This window comes from Variovorax paradoxus B4 (assembly GCF_000463015.1).
Lineage (GTDB): Bacteria > Pseudomonadota > Gammaproteobacteria > Burkholderiales > Burkholderiaceae_C > Variovorax > Variovorax paradoxus_E.
The window spans coordinates 348,743-363,210 of sequence record NC_022234.1 but is presented as its reverse complement, the minus strand read 5'-3'; the positions used below and the strand labels follow the sequence as shown (position 1 = coordinate 363,210).

The 14,468-nt window shown below is 69.9% G+C and carries 15 protein-coding genes and 1 pseudogene; 7 read left to right on the top strand and 9 right to left on the bottom strand.

The features are described from left to right. Positions 1-43: 43 nt before the first annotated feature. A pseudogene (locus tag VAPA_RS28870) lies at positions 44-1,173 on the top strand (transposase). Between the two features lie 186 nt (positions 1,174-1,359). Here VAPA_RS28870 and VAPA_RS28865 read toward each other — a convergent pair. Genes VAPA_RS28865 through VAPA_RS28845 form a run of 5 tightly spaced genes read right to left on the bottom strand, consistent with a single transcriptional unit; the run spans position 1,360 to position 5,753 of the window. Next, positions 1,360-2,022, bottom strand: a complete 663-nt coding sequence (locus VAPA_RS28865) for a tetratricopeptide repeat protein (protein WP_041946664.1) — start codon at positions 2,020-2,022, stop codon at positions 1,360-1,362. Between the two features lie 53 nt (positions 2,023-2,075). Continuing rightward, positions 2,076-2,960, bottom strand: coding sequence for an SDR family oxidoreductase (locus tag VAPA_RS28860; RefSeq protein ID WP_021003749.1), 885 nt, complete (start codon positions 2,958-2,960; stop codon positions 2,076-2,078). Then, the gene (locus tag VAPA_RS28855) at positions 2,957-3,637 is read right to left on the bottom strand and encodes a TenA family transcriptional regulator (protein ID WP_021003748.1); all 681 of its coding nucleotides are present in this window, start codon (positions 3,635-3,637) and stop codon (positions 2,957-2,959) included. The genes VAPA_RS28860 and VAPA_RS28855 overlap by 4 nt, the downstream gene beginning before the upstream one ends. Positions 3,638-3,657: 20 nt before the next feature. Beyond that, the gene (locus VAPA_RS28850) at positions 3,658-5,106 is read right to left on the bottom strand and encodes an AMP-binding protein (RefSeq protein ID WP_021003747.1); all 1,449 of its coding nucleotides are present in this window, start codon (positions 5,104-5,106) and stop codon (positions 3,658-3,660) included. Beyond that, positions 5,103-5,753: a thermostable hemolysin gene (locus VAPA_RS28845; protein WP_021003746.1), complete on the bottom strand. Its 651-nt coding sequence runs from the start codon at positions 5,751-5,753 to the stop codon at positions 5,103-5,105. Before VAPA_RS28845 ends, VAPA_RS28850 begins: the two co-directional genes overlap by 4 nt. Before the next feature lie 208 nt (positions 5,754-5,961). Here VAPA_RS28845 and VAPA_RS28840 point away from each other — a divergent pair, with 208 nt between their 5' ends. The 5 genes from VAPA_RS28840 to VAPA_RS28820 are packed head-to-tail and all read left to right on the top strand — an operon-like array spanning position 5,962 to position 11,040. After that, positions 5,962-6,486 (top strand): CBS domain-containing protein, encoded by a 525-nt coding sequence (locus tag VAPA_RS28840; RefSeq protein ID WP_021003745.1) that lies wholly within the window; start codon positions 5,962-5,964, stop codon positions 6,484-6,486. Positions 6,487-6,512: 26 nt separating this feature from the next. Then, the gene (locus VAPA_RS28835; RefSeq protein WP_041946663.1) at positions 6,513-6,743 is read left to right on the top strand and encodes a hypothetical protein; all 231 of its coding nucleotides are present in this window, start codon (positions 6,513-6,515) and stop codon (positions 6,741-6,743) included. Positions 6,744-6,791: 48 nt separating this feature from the next. Continuing rightward, the gene (gene groL, locus VAPA_RS28830; RefSeq protein ID WP_021003743.1) at positions 6,792-8,420 is read left to right on the top strand and encodes a chaperonin GroEL; all 1,629 of its coding nucleotides are present in this window, start codon (positions 6,792-6,794) and stop codon (positions 8,418-8,420) included. A 39-nt stretch (positions 8,421-8,459) separates the two neighbouring features. After that, entirely contained in the window at positions 8,460-10,847 is a 2,388-nt protein-coding gene (lon, locus tag VAPA_RS28825) for an endopeptidase La (protein WP_021003742.1), read from the top strand. A gap of 7 nt (positions 10,848-10,854) precedes the next feature. Beyond that, positions 10,855-11,040 (top strand): DUF2188 domain-containing protein, encoded by a 186-nt coding sequence (locus tag VAPA_RS28820; RefSeq protein ID WP_021003741.1) that lies wholly within the window; start codon positions 10,855-10,857, stop codon positions 11,038-11,040. Between the two features lie 34 nt (positions 11,041-11,074). Here VAPA_RS28820 and VAPA_RS28815 read toward each other — a convergent pair whose 3' ends face one another. The 4 genes from VAPA_RS28815 to VAPA_RS28800 all read right to left on the bottom strand — a co-directional run bounded on the left by VAPA_RS28815 (position 11,075) and on the right by VAPA_RS28800 (position 13,719). Further along, a complete protein-coding gene (locus tag VAPA_RS28815; protein ID WP_196232598.1) occupies positions 11,075-11,347 on the bottom strand; it encodes an ElaB/YgaM/YqjD family protein in 273 nt (90 codons plus the stop codon). Between the two features lie 123 nt (positions 11,348-11,470). Then, positions 11,471-11,899, bottom strand: coding sequence for a BON domain-containing protein (locus VAPA_RS28810; protein ID WP_021003739.1), 429 nt, complete (start codon positions 11,897-11,899; stop codon positions 11,471-11,473). Beyond that, the gene (locus VAPA_RS28805; RefSeq protein WP_021003738.1) at positions 11,896-12,867 is read right to left on the bottom strand and encodes a hypothetical protein; all 972 of its coding nucleotides are present in this window, start codon (positions 12,865-12,867) and stop codon (positions 11,896-11,898) included. The genes VAPA_RS28810 and VAPA_RS28805 overlap by 4 nt, the downstream gene beginning before the upstream one ends. 63 nt (positions 12,868-12,930) lie before the next feature. Continuing rightward, complete coding sequence (locus tag VAPA_RS28800) at positions 12,931-13,719, bottom strand: Crp/Fnr family transcriptional regulator (RefSeq protein ID WP_021003737.1); 789 nt, start codon at positions 13,717-13,719, stop codon at positions 12,931-12,933. A 214-nt stretch (positions 13,720-13,933) separates the two neighbouring features. Here VAPA_RS28800 and VAPA_RS28795 point away from each other — a divergent pair, with 214 nt between their 5' ends. Beyond that, positions 13,934-14,443 (top strand): Rossmann-fold NAD(P)-binding domain-containing protein, encoded by a 510-nt coding sequence (locus VAPA_RS28795; protein WP_021003736.1) that lies wholly within the window; start codon positions 13,934-13,936, stop codon positions 14,441-14,443. The last annotated feature ends 25 nt before the right edge of the window (positions 14,444-14,468 follow it).

Genomic DNA, 14,468 nt, shown 5'->3' with positions numbered 1-14,468 from the left:
CCATCCGAGACAATCGCGGCAGTCCAAACAAGAAGCCGAGCCGATGAACCGATTCATCCCCGTTGACCGAGACACTGCGTACCTATTGCCGCCGTCGGTGGATGAGTGGTTGCCCAGTGATCACCTGGCGCGCTTCGTGGTCGAAGTCATCGAGCAGCTCGATCTGAGCGATCTGGCCCGGCAATGCGCGGGCCGAGGCTCTGCGGCGCACCACCCGGCGGTGCTGCTGGGTTTGCTGATCTACGGCTACGCCAACGGCGTGCGCTCCAGCCGCAAGATCGAGTGCGCGACCTACGACTCGGTGGCATTTCGCTACGTGGCAGCCAACACCCATCCTGACCATGACACGCTGGCGACATTCCGTCGCCGCTTCCTGAAGGAGGTGCAGGCGCTGTTCGTGCAGGTGCTGGTACTGGCGCGCGAGATGAAGCTGCTCAAGCTCGGCCACATCGCGCTTGACGGCACCAAGATCGGCGCCAACGCCAGCAAGCACAAGGCCTTGTCGTGGGCGCATGCCAACAAGATCCAGGCGCAGTTGCGCCGGGAGGTGCAAACTCTGCTGGCGCTGGCCGAGAGCAGCGACCGCGCCGCAGTGCCCGATGGCATGGACGTGCCGGCGGAGATCGCCCGGCGTGAAGACCGCTTGAGTGCGATTGCGCAGGCCAAGGCCCAGATCGAGCCACCGAGACGATGATGGTGATCACCGCGCACGTCACGCAGGCGCGTGCAACGACAAGCGAGAAGTTGTGCCCACGCTGGAGCAGATCCAATCGCAGCCTGCGGTGCTGGGCGAGGCGAGGTCGCTGATCACGGACAACGGCTTCTTCAGTCAGGCCAACGTGATCGCCTGCAACGACGCTGGGGTCCAGCCGCTGCTGGCGCTCAAGAGAGAGTCGCATCACACGCCGCTCACGCAGCGCTTCGCACCCGGTGCACCGCACCCCCCAGACGACGGACCCGGTGATGCAGATGGCGCACCGTCTGGGCACGCAGGCCGGGCGGGCGCTGTACGGCCTGCGCAAGCAGACGTTGGAGCCGGTGTTCGGCATCGTCAAGCGGGCGATGGGCTGGCGCCAGATGAGCATGCGCGGGCTGGCCAAGGCCCAGGGCGAATGGAGCTTGGTGAGCATGGCCTGGAACATCAAGCGCATGCACGTGCTGGGTGCGGCGTGAGGGGCAAAGTGCGCCTCGATCACGCCCATACCGAGTCCCCGGGGCGGCCCCATGCGCCCTCACGGCGCCTGGTCACCCGTTCACAGCGCTCGATCCGAGCGGCGCCGTCCCCAAAAAGCGGCGCACCGATCATTCGGGTTCGCTCAGGCTCAAGTCCGACGGCCTCCTAACCGCTGAGGGGCCGTCCTACCTGGCCTTGGCCTTCTCCAGCAGCAGGCGCGCTTCGTCGCGGCGCCCGCTGTCGGCCACCTGCCGGCCCGGCCGCGGCGGCGCCTGCAGTGCCCGCTCGAGATACGCAACGGCCTGGTCGGGCTGCCGAACCTCGACCAGGTACTCGCCGTAGAAGAAGTTCGGATCGATCCCCTTCGGGTTGAGCGACAGTGCCTTCTGGAGCAGTTCCTTTGCCTTGGCCTTGTCGCCGAAACCCACCGGCCACCCGGGAACCTTGTAGTAGAGAACGCCCAGACTGTTGTAGGCCGAGCCGTCGAGCGCATTGCCGTCGATCGCGATCGCGGCTTCGTACAGTGCCTTGGCCTGCTTCACCAGCCCCAGCGCGCCGAGGCCGCCCTTCTCGCCCGCCCACGAACTGACGATGATGCCCTCCCAGACCAGGGGCTCCGCGCGGCCCGGGTAGGTTTCGCTCACCTTGCGGGCCTTGGCGGCCAGGGCCTCGAAGCGCTTCTCGCGTTCGGCCGCGGGCGTCTGGTAGCGGATCGCTTCCCAGTCGTGCTGCAGTTCGACCACGGCATCGTCGACGCCGGCCGCGAAGGCCGCGCGCGGAAGCGCCGCTCCCAGCGCGGCGGCAGCGGCGATGCCGATCAGCCACCGGCGTTGCACCGTGGCCGGCATGGGCGAAGAAGAGAATCGTGAAGCGGTCGGTGTCATGGATGGTCCTTTGTGGGTCAGTGCACGCTGTGCAGCAGCGAGTGGGAATCGGATTCGGCGGACGCGCCCAGGGTGTCCGGGCATTCGAGGAAAGGCTGCGCCGGCGGCGCGAGCGGCGGCAGGGCGCGGCGGTGCTTGTCGAACGCGCCGTCCAGCAACTCTGGCGCGAGCCCGTTGAGCCGGACGGCCAGCTTCTCGGGAAAGCCCAGGAAGCACTCGGCGTCCTCGTTCTCGATGAGCCGCAGCAGCGCCGCCGCGGGGATGTCGGGCCGGTCCGTCGCCGTGCCCGTGGCCTCGTTGTAGTTTTCCACCTCGGCGCTGTTGAACTCGGTGCGCGTGGTGCGCGGGCCGAGGTATTGCACGCGCACCTGCGTATCGCCGAGTTCGCGGCGCAGCGACTCCGCGAATCCGCGAAGCCCGAACTTGCTGGCGCAGTACACGCTGAAGCCCGGCAGGCCGAGGCGCCCCAGCACCGAGCCCACGCAGACGATCTGCGCCCGCGGCAGGCTGCGCAGATGGGGAAGCAACGCCTGGGTCAGCAGCATCGGTACCAGCAGGTTGAGGTGCAGCACCTGCGCCATGTCGTTGGCGGCCAGCGATTCGACCCGGCCGAAGCCCGATACGCCCGCGTTGTGAACCAGCACGTTGCTGCCCCAGCCGGACGCCACCTCGGCAATGCCCGCCAGGCTGGCGACGCGCGTCAGGTCGGCGGCGTACCACTCCACCCGAGGCCGGGGCACGCCGCAGTCGCGCACCAGGGCGCGCGCCTGCGCCGCCAGCCGCGCCGGAGATCGCCCGACCAGCATCACCGACGCGCCGGCGTTCACCAGGCGCGTGGCCGCGGCCTGGCCGATGCCGCCGCTCGCGCCGGTCAGCAGCACCCGGGCTTCGGCGGCCTTCATGCGCGCACTCCGGCTGCGGCGTTCGCCTGCGGCAGCGGCAGGCTGCGGAACACGTCGCCGTACAGGCGGTAGAAGGCGCGCGCGGCATGGACGATGTCCGCCTGGTCCTGCGGGTCCTCGACCTGGTTCATCAGCAGCTCAAAATGCGCGGTGTGCTCCCGGTCCAGCATGCCGTGCGAGCGCAGGTAGGTGAACGCGGCATCGGGCAGCTCCAGGGGCTTCTGGATCTGGTCGGCGGCCATCAGCGCCAGCGACACGCTGGTGCCCTCGAGCACGTGCACCATCCCGAAGAAGCCGAGCGGATTGCGCCGCGCGATGGTGTCGTAGGCGTAGGCCACCATGACCTCGGTGGCATGGCCGGGCAGTCCGTTGCGCACGGCCTGCGCATCGCCGCCAGCGGCGCGGATGTCGTCGAGGATCCATTCGTCATGGCCGCGCTCTTCCTCCACGTATTCGTCGAGGGGTCCGCGCAGCCACGCATTGCGTTCCGGCAAGGCCGCCTTGCAGGCCTGCAGCAGGGGCACGGTGTGGCGCACGTGGTGGTAGGCCTCGCGCAGAAAGGCCAGGTAGCTCGGCAGCGAGACCTCGCCGCGCAGGCAGCCCTGGATGATGGGCGTGCCGAGCAGGCTCGCCCGGGTGTCGGTGGTCTGTTCGACCAGGCGGTCATGGAAACTCATGGGGACTCCAGTGGATTCGGTCAGGGTGCGGCGGCGATGTCGAGGGCATCGGCGTGCAGTTGCAGGATGGCGGCGCGTTGCGCACGGCCGTTGGCCGTGGCCATGCCGGATGCGGCATCGAAGTTCGCCCGGCCCCGGACCCAGCGCCGGATCCGGGCATAGTCGGGCAGCGTGGCATTGGCGGCGTCGACGGCGGCCTGCAGCTGCGCATCGGGCGCGTCGGCCCGCACCGGCCAGAGCACGGCGCTCAGCGCCGGCTGGGCGTCGCCGAACACCACGGCCTGGGCAACGGCGTGCTCGCCGCGCAGGGCCGTCTCGACCCATTCGGGCGACACGTTGCGGCCGAAGGCGGTGATCAGAAGATGCTTCTTGCGGCCGCTGATGTGAAGGTAGCCGTCGGCGTCGATCCGGCCCAGGTCGCCCGTGGGCCACCACTGCGGCGGTGCGGCGGCGTCGCCGAGGTAGCCGAGGAACAGGCTACCGGCCACCTCCACTTCGCCGTCCGCCGCGATGCGCAGCCGCGCATGCGGCAGCGCGCGGCCGGCCGTGCCGGGGCGGTCGTGCCCGGGCAGGTTGAGCGTCTGCACGGAAGCGCCTTCGGACAGGCCATAGCCTTCGAAGGCCGGAATGCCGAGCGCGCGCGCGTCGTGGAGCAGCTTGGCGCCCACCGCCGCCCCGCCCACGGCCACCAGCTTCAGCGAGTCAGGCGCACGCTGGCCGCTTTGCAGCAGGTAGCCGGACCAGGCGCGCAGCATCTGCGGCAGCAGGATGATGCTGTGCGGCTGCTGCGCCACCGTGCAGGCATGGAAGCGGGCCGCGTCGAAGCCCGAGGAGCCGTTCAGGCCCAGCTGCTGCAGGGGCAGCGTGACGCAGGTGGCGCCGCGCAGCAGCGGCGCCATCACGCCCGCGATGTTTTCCAGCAGCACCGCGAACGGCAGCGCGCAGAGGTGGCGGCGGATGTCGAGTGGCGCCATCGCCTCGACGAGGCCCTCGGCCACCCGGCGCATGGCATCGGCATCGAGGCACACGCCCTTGGGCGCGCCGGTGGTGCCGGAAGTGAAGGTGATCTTGGCCGTGCCCACGGGCATCGGCGGGGCCGCCGCCGCAAGGCGCACGATCGACAGCGGCTGGCCTGCGACCGCAAGGCCCGAGGCAGTGCCTGCCGGCCAGCGCGCGGCGAGAGGCGGCAGGGTCAGCACGGTGTCCACGCCAGCAGCGCGCAGCGCATGGTCGATCTGTCCGGGGGCGAAGAACACCGGCAGCGGCACATGCACCACCTTCGCCCGCGCTGCAGCCAGGTCGGCCACCACCCAGGCGGGCGAGTTGTCCATCAGGGTGGCGACGACGCGGCTGCCTTCTGCCCGCAGCCGTCCGGCGAGCCGGTTCGCCTCGTCTTCCAGTTCGGCGAACGCGAGTCGGCGCTCGCCGTCGTCCAGCGCCACGCCGGACGCCTCGGTGCGCGGGCTCACTGCTGCGCTCCCGAAGCCGTGGACCGGCGCGCCATGTGGCGGCGCAACGCAAGCCTCAGGTGGGAGGCCAGCACCACGGGCTGGTGGTCGTAGTAGCTTCCCCAGCGCACGGCCTCGGCACCCAGCGCGGACGCGTTGGCCGCACCGAGCGTCAGCGGAACCACGCCCAGGCGCACGAGCATCTTGCGCAGCTCCTGGGTCACCGTGCCGACGATCCACTCGAAGCCTTCGGCCGCCAGATGCGGCGCCAGCCACTGGATCAGCTGCCGTCCCTCGCCGGCGCGGCTTGCCGCGAGATGCCCGACCTCGACGATGTTCTCGCGGGCCGGGCGCCCGGGCGCGCATCCGGCGAGCAGCACCTCGACGGGCGACGAAAGGTAGTGCTCGAGAAACAGCGCACCGTGCGCAGCGTTGCGGTAGCCGGCCGCGGCGACGAGTTCGCCGTTCCTGCGCAGGCTCACCAGCCGCGGCGCAAAGTGCGTCACCTGCGCGCCGTAGCGGTGCGCGTAGATGCCGCGGATGAAGTCCTCGACCGCGGCGCGGCGCGGATCGTGGTGCTCGTGCACCGTGAATTCGGCCGGGGGCGTGACGGGAACGCCGGCTGGCGGCTCGACCATGCGGGTGCGCGACGACAGGGACATGAACATGCACTTTCCTCAGGAAACCCGCCGCCGGCAGCGGTCCGGGCATGGGGTGCATGGTCGCTGCCGCCGATTAACGCCAGCTTAAGGAAGCCGCCGCAGGGCATTCGCCCCGGCACCGGCCGCATCCTTGATCCAGCGCAACGCGCCGTGGGCCGCGCTCTCCAGAATGGGCAACGCGCTTCCCAAGAATCCATTTCCGAAAGTAGGTCCCATGAACATCTCATCCATCTGCACGCGGCGCCTGGTGGCCGTGGACGGCGGCAGCACGCTTTTCCAGGCGGCCGCCATGATGCGCGAGCAGCACGTCGGCGCCCTGGTCATCACCCACTCGGTGGGTGCGGGCGCCTGCGTGACCGGCATCGTCACGGATCGCGACCTCGTGATCGAAGTCCTGGCCCAGGGCCTGGACCCTGCGGGCATGAAGGTCGGCGAACTCGCGAGCGAAACGATCGTGAGCGTTTCCGAGAGCGCGGACCTCGCCGATGCCATGGCCGTCATGGAAGCGCATGGCGTGCGGCGCGTGCTGGTGACCGATGCCGAAGAGCGCGTCGTCGGCATCGTCGCGCTGGACGACCTGATGGACGCCTGCGCGGAAGAAATCGCCGGCCTGTCCAGGGTGATCCGCAGCGGTCTACAGCGCGAAACCTCGCAGGTCGACGACACGCCGCCGATGCCGCCGCTGCCGCTGCGGGTTCCCTCGGTCGGCACGGCCGGCTGGAACACGGTGGTCGGCTAGGCCGGCCACCCCGTCAAGGCATGGCCATGAAGATCACGGTACGCCTGTCCGGCAAGGCATCGTGCGAGCTGCAGGTCGGCACGACCCACCATCCGCACCCGGGCCCGCTGCCCAAGGTGGGAGAGACCCTCGTGATCCCCGACGATGCGGACGTGCCGCAGGAGGCCAAGGGCCGGCTCAGGGTGCGCAGGATCGTGTGGCACTACAGCCCTGCATCGGCCACGCTGTGGCCCGAGATCGTCTGCAGGCCCGCCTGATCGTCGAACCCGCGCGGCCTGCGCGCCGCACCACTGGAGATGCGCTCGATGACTGCCAAGCAATTGCTCTTTCGTGAAGAGGCCCGCGACAAGATCCGCCGCGGCGTGGATGCCCTGGCCGAGGCGGTGAAGGTCACGCTGGGCCCGCGCGGGCGCACCGTGATCATCGACAGCGAGTACGGCCCGCCGCAGATCGTCAACTCCGGCGTGGTCGTCGCCCGGGCGGTCGAGCTGGAGGACCGGTTCGAGAACATGGGCGCGCAGCTGCTGCGCGAAGTGGCGGCCCGCACCAGCGAGATGGCGGGCGACGGCACCACCACCGCCACCGTACTGGCCCACGCGATGATCCAGGAAGGGCTGAAATACCTGGCTGCGGGCATGAACCCCATGGACCTCAAGCGCGGCATCGATCTCGCGGTCGCGGCGGTGGTGGACGAGCTGAAGGCGCTCTCGCAACCCTGCACGAGTTCGCAGGAGATCGCGCACGTGGCCGCAATCTCGGCCAACAACGACCGCTCGATCGGCGACCTCATCGCCCGCGCGATGGACAAGGCGGGCCGCGAGGGCGCGGTCTCCATCGAGGACGGCTCGGGGCTCGTCAGCGAGCTGGAGATCGTCGAGGGGATGCAGTTCGACCGCGGCTTCCTGTCGCCCTACTTCATCAACAACGCCGAGAAGCAGACCGTGCTGCTGGAGAACGCCCTGGTGGTGCTGTGCGACCAGCGGCTGTCGACGATCAACGACCTCGTCCCGCTGTTGGAAGCCGCGGCGAAGTCGGGCGACCCGCTGCTCGTGATCGCCGAGGACGTGGATGCGGATGCCCTGGCCACGCTGGTGATCAACAGCATGCGCGGCGTCGTGAAGACCTGCGCGGTCAAGGCGCCGGGCTTCGGCGACCGGCGCAAGCTGCTGCTGCAGGACATGGGCATCCTGACCGGCGGGCAGGTGATCTCGACCGAGCTGGGCCTGAGTCTGGCGAAGGCCACGCTCGACCACCTGGGCCGTGCACGCCGCGTCGTCATCGACAAGGACAGCACCACGCTGATCGGCGGCGCGGGCGAACCGCAGGCCATCCGCGACCGGATCGCCGCAATCCGCCAGGAGCGGGAGGCGCAGACCAGCGAATACGAGCGCACGCAGCTGGACCAGCGCATCGCGAAGCTCTCGGGCGGCGTGGCGGTGATCAAGGTGGGCGCCGCGACCGAGACCGAGTTGAAGGAGCGCAAGCTCCGGGTCGAGGACGCGCTGCACGCCACGCGGGCGGCCGTGGAGGAAGGCATCGTCCCGGGCGGCGGCGTGGCGCTGCTGCGGGCACGCAGGAGCCTCGGACAGCTTGCCTCGCCCACCATCGACCACGGGTCGGGGATCAAGATCGTCCAGCGCGCGCTGGAGGAGCCCCTGCGCCGCATCGTCGGCAACGCGGCCGACGAGCCCTCCATCGTGCTGGCCAGGGTCGACGAGGCGGCCCAGTCGAGCTACGGCTACAACGCGGCGACCCGCGAGTACGGCGACATGCTGGAGATGGGCGTCATCGATCCCGCCAAGGTGACGCGCCTGGCCCTGCAGAACGCCGCATCGATCGCCAGCCTGATCCTGACCACCGACTGCATGATCGCCATCGCCGCGAAGAAGGAAGCGCCCGATGCGCAGCGCGGCGCCGGCGGCGATCTCTATTGAATTGAAATCCGCCCCCCCCCGCGCCTCTCGGAGAACCCCATGGCCACTGCCCCCGCCCCGCCCCCCGCCGCTGCCGCCGCGCTGCCCGAGACGGTGGCGCTGATCGCGATGCGCAACCTCGTGCTGTTCCCGCATGTCGTGACGGCAGTGAGCGTGGGACGCGAGAAATCGGTTGCCGCGCTCCAGCATGCGATTGCCCAGGACGTGCCGATCGGCATCGTCCTGCAGAAGGAGCCGGGCGAAGACGATCCGTCGGTCGCGAGCCTGTGCACCGTGGGAACCCTCGCGAGAATCGTGCAGCACCTGGACTCCGGCGAAGGCCAGTACCACGCCGTCTGCCAGGGCCTGAAGCGGTTCCGCATCGTGGCGCCCGTGGAAGGCCAGCCCTATCTCGCCGCGACGATCGAGATCGTCGAGGAGGCCGCCGACGTGTCCGCGGAATCCGAGGCGCTGGCGCTGCAGCTTCGCGAGCGCGCGACCGAACTGCTGTCGCTGCTGCCCAGCGTGCCGGCGGAGCTGGTGCATGCGCTGCAGACCACGCGGGAGCCGTCCGCCCTGGCCGACATCACGGCCAGCGTGATCGACGCCGACGTGAACGAGAAGCAGGCCTTGCTCGACATGCTGTCGCCCTCGGAACGCATCGGCCAGCTCCTGAAGCTGCTCTCGCACCGCCTGGAGGTGCTTCGGCTGTCGCGGGAAATAGGCGAGCGGACCAAGGAGCAGCTCGACGACCAGCAGCGCAAGTTCCTGCTGCGCCAGCAGCTGAAGACGATCCAGGCCGCGCTGGGCGAAACAGGCGCCGACGACGAGGAGTTCACGCGGATCGAAGCGGCGATTGCCGCGGCCGGCATGCCTGCGGAGACCGAGGCGCACACCCGCAAGGAACTCGGCCGCCTGCGCGGAATGCCCGACGCGTCGGGCGAATACTCGATGCTGCGCAACTACCTCGACTGGATGGTGGAGCTTCCGTGGACCATCGAGCCCGAGGCGCCGCTCGACCTCGCGGCGGCGCGCCGGTCGCTCGAGGCCGACCATTTCGGGCTCGAGCGCGTGAAGCAGCGCATCGTCGAGTTTCTCGCGGTGAGAAAGCTCAACCCCACCGGCCGCGCGCCCATCCTGTGCTTCGTGGGACCGCCGGGCGTCGGCAAGACCTCTCTCGGCCAGAGCATCGCGCGCGCGATCCAGCGGCCCTTCGCGCGCGTGTCGCTCGGGGGTGTGCACGACGAGGCCGAGATCCGGGGACACCGGCGCACCTACATCGGCGCGATGCCCGGCAACATCGTGCAGGGACTGCGGCGCGCCGGCGCCCGGGATTGCGTGATGATGCTCGACGAAATCGACAAGATCGGCGCGAGCGCCCACGGCGATCCATCGGCCGCGCTGCTCGAAGTGCTCGACCCCGAGCAGAACAACAGCTTCCGCGACAACTACCTGGGCGTGCAATTCGACCTGAGCCGGGTGGTGTTCATTGCCACCGCGAACGTGATCGACAACGTTCCGGCGCCGATGCGCGACCGCATGGAGGTGATCGAACTGCCGGGCTACACGCAGGAAGAAAAGATACAGATCGCGCAGACCTACCTGATCCAGCGCCAGCGCGAATCCAACGGCCTGAAGGCAGGGCAATGCGAGATCTCGGCCGACGCGCTGCGCTCCATCGTTTCGGACTACACCCGCGAGGCGGGGGTGCGCCAGCTCGAGCGCGAGCTCGGGCGCGTCATGCGCCACGCGGCGGTGAAGATCGCCGAGGGCTCGACGGCCGATATCCGCATCGAGGCCTCCGACCTGGACGCCATCCTGGGCCCGGCGCCCTACGAACACGAGGCCGCGCTGACGGGCAACGGCCATGTGACGGGCGTGGCCACGGGGCTGGCCTGGACGCCCGCGGGTGGCGAGATCCTCTTCATCGAGGCCACGCGCGTGCCGGGCCATGGCAAGCTGAACCTCACGGGCCACCTGGGCGACGTGATGAAGGAGAGCGCGCAGGCCGCGCTGACGCTGATGAAGGCGCGCGCGGTCTCGCTGGGCGTGTCGCCCGCGGGCTTCGCCGACGTCGACATCCATCTGCACATCCCTGCCGGCGCGATTCCCAAGGACGGTCCGAGCGCCGGCGTTGCGCTGTTCATCGCGCTGGCCTCGCTGTACACCGACAGGCCGGTGCGCCACGACGTAGCCATGACCGGCGAGATCAGCCTGCGCGGCCTGGTGCTGCCGGTCGGCGGCATCAAGGAGAAGGTGCTCGCGGCGCAGCGCGCCGGTGTGCGCACCGTGCTGCTGCCGTCGCGCAACCTGAAGGATCTGCGCGATGTGCCTGAGAGCGTTCGCGCGACGCTTCGCATCGTCGGGCTGGACACGGTGGACGACGCGATACGCCATGGATTGACTCCCGCCGAAGAGGTGCCGCGCACCGGCACGGCGGGCGGCTGAGTCGCGCATGCCCTGGACCGACGAGCGCTATCCCGCGGCCATGCGCCGGCTGCCTCCGCGCGTGCGGCAAAAGGCCGTGGAGATCGCCAACGCGCTGCTCGCCGAGGGCAGCGACGATGGCAAGGCGATCCGCATCGGCATTGCCAAGGCGAAGGAATGGGCGCGCCGCCAGTTGCCGGGCGGCGCCCGGTAGGCGGCAGCGGCCCGGCGATCCGGAGAGGTGCGCGTCAGCGCCTGGCCGCCAGGGCACCGACGATGATCGCGGCCACCGCGACGATGCCGATCGCGCTGTACGGATGGCGGTGGATGGCCCGGTCGGTGCGGCGCACCGCCGATCTCGCGGCGCGCACGGTTTCGTCCTGCAGCGCATCGGCTTGCGAGCATGCGCGCTTGAAGTTCGAGATCAGCTTGTCGCCGGCCTCGGCGAACCGCGCCTCGCCGATCGTCTCGTCCAGGGCCCGCTCGAGCGCTTGCGTGGCGGCGTGAATTGTCGCGTTCATGGCATCGTCCTTTTTCGTGATGTTGGCGTGCATCGGGCACGCATCGCCCATGCTAGGCAGGTCCGCATCCGCCGGATTGACGCAGGTCAAGGGAACCCGACAACCGCAGCGCGCCGATGCCGGTCAGCCCGCCACCTCGAGTTCGTTCACCACGCTCGATATGCCGGGGGCCGACCGCGCCGCCCCCTCGGCGGCCTCCCGGGCGGCCCGGGAACGCACCGTGCCGCGCAGGATGGCGCTGCTGCCGCTGATGAGCACCTCGATGCGCCCGGATTCATCCCGGGCCTGGCGCTCGAGCGCTTCGCGAATGGGCGTTCCGATGTCGGCGGGGATCAGGTGCGCGCTCAGCGCGATGCTGCTGCGGACCGCCACGACGCCGGCGAGCGGCTCCACCGCACGCACGGCGGCGTTGCGCTGATACGCCCAGTCGAGATGGCCCGTCAGCGTCACCACGCCGTCCTTCACCGCCACCCCGACATTCGCGGCGTGGACGGCAGGCTCCCATTCCAGCGCGCGGATGACGTCATTCTTCAGCCGTGCATCCGACTTCATGATTCACCCTGGAGACCAGCGGGTGGCGGCGAAGGCGGCGGTGAAACGCGCCAGGTCGCCGGCGCCGAGGCTGTCGATGCCGGCGGCGCGTGCGCGCCCGGCCCCCCGAAGCGGCTGCACAGCGCATGGGCGCCGTGGGGATGCGCCAGCGGCGCACGCACGCTGACGACGTAGCCTTCGCCGCCTGGTCTCAGCACGGCGTGCGCGAGGTCCGGCGCCTCGCCGGCCAGGTGGTTGGCGAAGCAGCCGAGCACGCGCCGGCTCCATGGCGCGTCGGGCAGCATGTGCACGCTGCCCGCCGGGCCCTGCCAGAGCACGGTCGCCCTCGCCGCCTGGCGCAGATCGCTGCGCCGCATGGCATCGATGTCCTCGACGATGGATTCGTGCGCCATCATGTCGCGCGGGTCTGCGTAGCGCGCCATGAGCGGGTACAGCAGGCGGGGCGGGATGCAGACGTCACGTTCGTCGTCGCCATAGGCGTTGTAGTTGATCAGTTCACCCAGGCGCCGCAGTCCCGCGCGGTCGCCCGGCTCGAAGCCGTCGCCGAAGTCCAGCCGGTCGGCGGCGGCGGCCATGTTGTCGCCATAGGCGCCGACGAGCGCCCAGGCGCGGTGCGCACCGCCCAGATGGGCGTCGACCAGCAGGCTGGTGCAGACATCGCTCGCCTCGTCGACATGGGATTCCAGGCAGGGATGGGAGGGAAGTCCTCCGCTCGCGTGATGATCGAAGTAGCGCACGTGCACGCCCTGGTCGAGCAGCCGCAGCAGGTCGGCGCGATTGCGCTGCATGGACAGGTCGAACACGTTGACCTGGTCGCCCGCCTGGGCGTCGACGACGCGGGCGAGCAACGCGAGCTCGCGCTTCAGTCCCGTCACGAGTTCCGCCGGCCGGGTGTCCTCAAGACGCCACTGGACGACGGCGCAGAGGCCGTCGGCATCACCGTTGCAGACGTCGAAGCATCGAGTCATGGTGCATTGTTCCCGCTTCGCGGGGCCGCCGTCGACCCCGGCGGGTCCGCGGCCTCGCGCGGCTCACTGCAGCATGGCGGGCGCCGGCGCCAGGCAGCGCTGCACGAAGGCCGACAAGGCACCCACGTCGGGGATCTGCACCTCGCGGCGGCCCTTTTCGACGAACTCGATCACCTTGTCGCGCGCCAGCCGGGACAGCGCCCGGCTCACGCTCTCGAGCGTCATGCCCAGGTAGTTGCCGATTTCGGCGCGCGTCATGCGCAGCGTGATCTGGTCGGTGCGCATGCCGCGCTCGGCCAGCGACTCGGCCCAGTAGCGCAGGAAGTCCGCCACCCGCGCATCGGCCGGCAGCGTGCACACCGACATCAGCGAATCCCGGTCGTGGGCGATCTCGCGGCTCATGGCGGTGTGGAACACCTGCAGCAAGCCAGGCTCCGCAAGGCAGGCGGCCAGCAGCGCCTCGTAGGAGACGACCCAGACCTCGCCGGTGTCCATGGCCACGGCGTCGCAGGAATAGTGGTTGGCGGCGATGCCGTCGAAGCCGAGCCAGTCGCCGCGGAACTTCAGTCCCACCACCTGCTCGCGTCCGTCCGCGGACAGGTTCACGATCTTGAAGAAGCCCGAGTTCAGGATGTAGAGATTGCCGAAGCGCTCGCCGGCCTGGTAGATCACGTCGCCGGCGTGCACCACGCGGCGCTGCGGGGCCAGGCGCTCCTTCAGCAGCTTCTGCGTCTCCACCATCTTCTGGCTGGCCCGCTCGTGGACCGCCACGCCTGCCTGCGGCAATGCGTGAGCGGCGAGGAATCCGTTCATCGCCGGTGCGGCGGCTTGGGTCTGGGATGGGTTGAACATGAGGAACTCCTGGGTGTGGGTGGGTCGCGGGTCGATGGAGGGATGCTAGGAAGCGGCCGGCAACACAGTGACAACGGCCGGAATCGGTGGGTAACGCTCGGTGAACGGTTTGTGTCCGGCGTGTATCAATGCCGGCGCGACCGGCCTTGATCTGCATCAAGGCCGGCACGCCCTCCGGCGGCTAGCCTTGCGCGCTCACATTTCCAGGGGGCTCATGCTCTTTCCCTTCGAGAACCACAATTTCTCGGCCTTCCACGCGCTGTCGCCCCAGGACGAGACGGCCCTGGTGAGCCGCGCGCGCCTGCTGCAGGCGGCATCATTGAGGGGCGCCCTTTCGCCGCAGCTCAAGGGGAAGAAGCTCGGAATCCTCTGCGACGAAGGCAGCGACGGCAGCGAGAGCCGGCTGCTGTTCCAGCGCGCGGCCGAAGAACTGGGCGCGCATGTGGCAACCATCCGCCCCGCGCTGTCGAGCCTCGGCAGCCCCGGCGAAGTCGAGCACACCGCGCGCGTGCTCGGCCGCTTCTACGACGCGCTCGAGTGCCAGGGCATGGCGCCCGAAATCGTGCGGCAGATCGCCCGTCATGCGGAGATTCCCGTCTACGACGGCCTTGCCTGCGCGAGCCACTCCACCGCCCGGCTCGCCGACCTGCTCGACGAGCGGACCTCCCCGGCGGACAACAGGCGCTTCGTGCTGCAGGCGCTGCTGTCGGGCAGCGTCGCCTGACGTGCGCCGCGCGCGGGAGCAGCGC

Bases quoted from the DNA above. Each gene is read 5' to 3' on its own strand.
- VAPA_RS28815 (WP_196232598.1), bottom strand. From the start codon at position 11,347: ATGAACGCGACAATTCACGCCGCCACGCAAGCGCTCGAGCGGGCCCTG.
- groL (WP_021003743.1), top strand. From the start codon at position 6,792: ATGACTGCCAAGCAATTGCTCTTTCGTGAAGAGGCCCGCGACAAGATC.
- VAPA_RS28860 (WP_021003749.1), bottom strand. From the start codon at position 2,960: ATGAAGGCCGCCGAAGCCCGGGTGCTGCTGACCGGCGCGAGCGGCGGC.
- VAPA_RS28845 (WP_021003746.1), bottom strand. From the start codon at position 5,753: ATGTTCATGTCCCTGTCGTCGCGCACCCGCATGGTCGAGCCGCCAGCC.
- lon (WP_021003742.1), top strand. From the start codon at position 8,460: ATGGCCACTGCCCCCGCCCCGCCCCCCGCCGCTGCCGCCGCGCTGCCC.
- VAPA_RS28840 (WP_021003745.1), top strand. From the start codon at position 5,962: ATGAACATCTCATCCATCTGCACGCGGCGCCTGGTGGCCGTGGACGGC.
- VAPA_RS28805 (WP_021003738.1), bottom strand. From the start codon at position 12,867: ATGACTCGATGCTTCGACGTCTGCAACGGTGATGCCGACGGCCTCTGC.
- VAPA_RS28795 (WP_021003736.1), top strand. From the start codon at position 13,934: ATGCTCTTTCCCTTCGAGAACCACAATTTCTCGGCCTTCCACGCGCTG.
- VAPA_RS28820 (WP_021003741.1), top strand. From the start codon at position 10,855: ATGCCCTGGACCGACGAGCGCTATCCCGCGGCCATGCGCCGGCTGCCT.
- VAPA_RS28835 (WP_041946663.1), top strand. From the start codon at position 6,513: ATGAAGATCACGGTACGCCTGTCCGGCAAGGCATCGTGCGAGCTGCAG.
- VAPA_RS28810 (WP_021003739.1), bottom strand. From the start codon at position 11,899: ATGAAGTCGGATGCACGGCTGAAGAATGACGTCATCCGCGCGCTGGAA.
- VAPA_RS28800 (WP_021003737.1), bottom strand. From the start codon at position 13,719: ATGTTCAACCCATCCCAGACCCAAGCCGCCGCACCGGCGATGAACGGA.
- VAPA_RS28855 (WP_021003748.1), bottom strand. From the start codon at position 3,637: ATGAGTTTCCATGACCGCCTGGTCGAACAGACCACCGACACCCGGGCG.
- VAPA_RS28865 (WP_041946664.1), bottom strand. From the start codon at position 2,022: ATGCCGGCCACGGTGCAACGCCGGTGGCTGATCGGCATCGCCGCTGCC.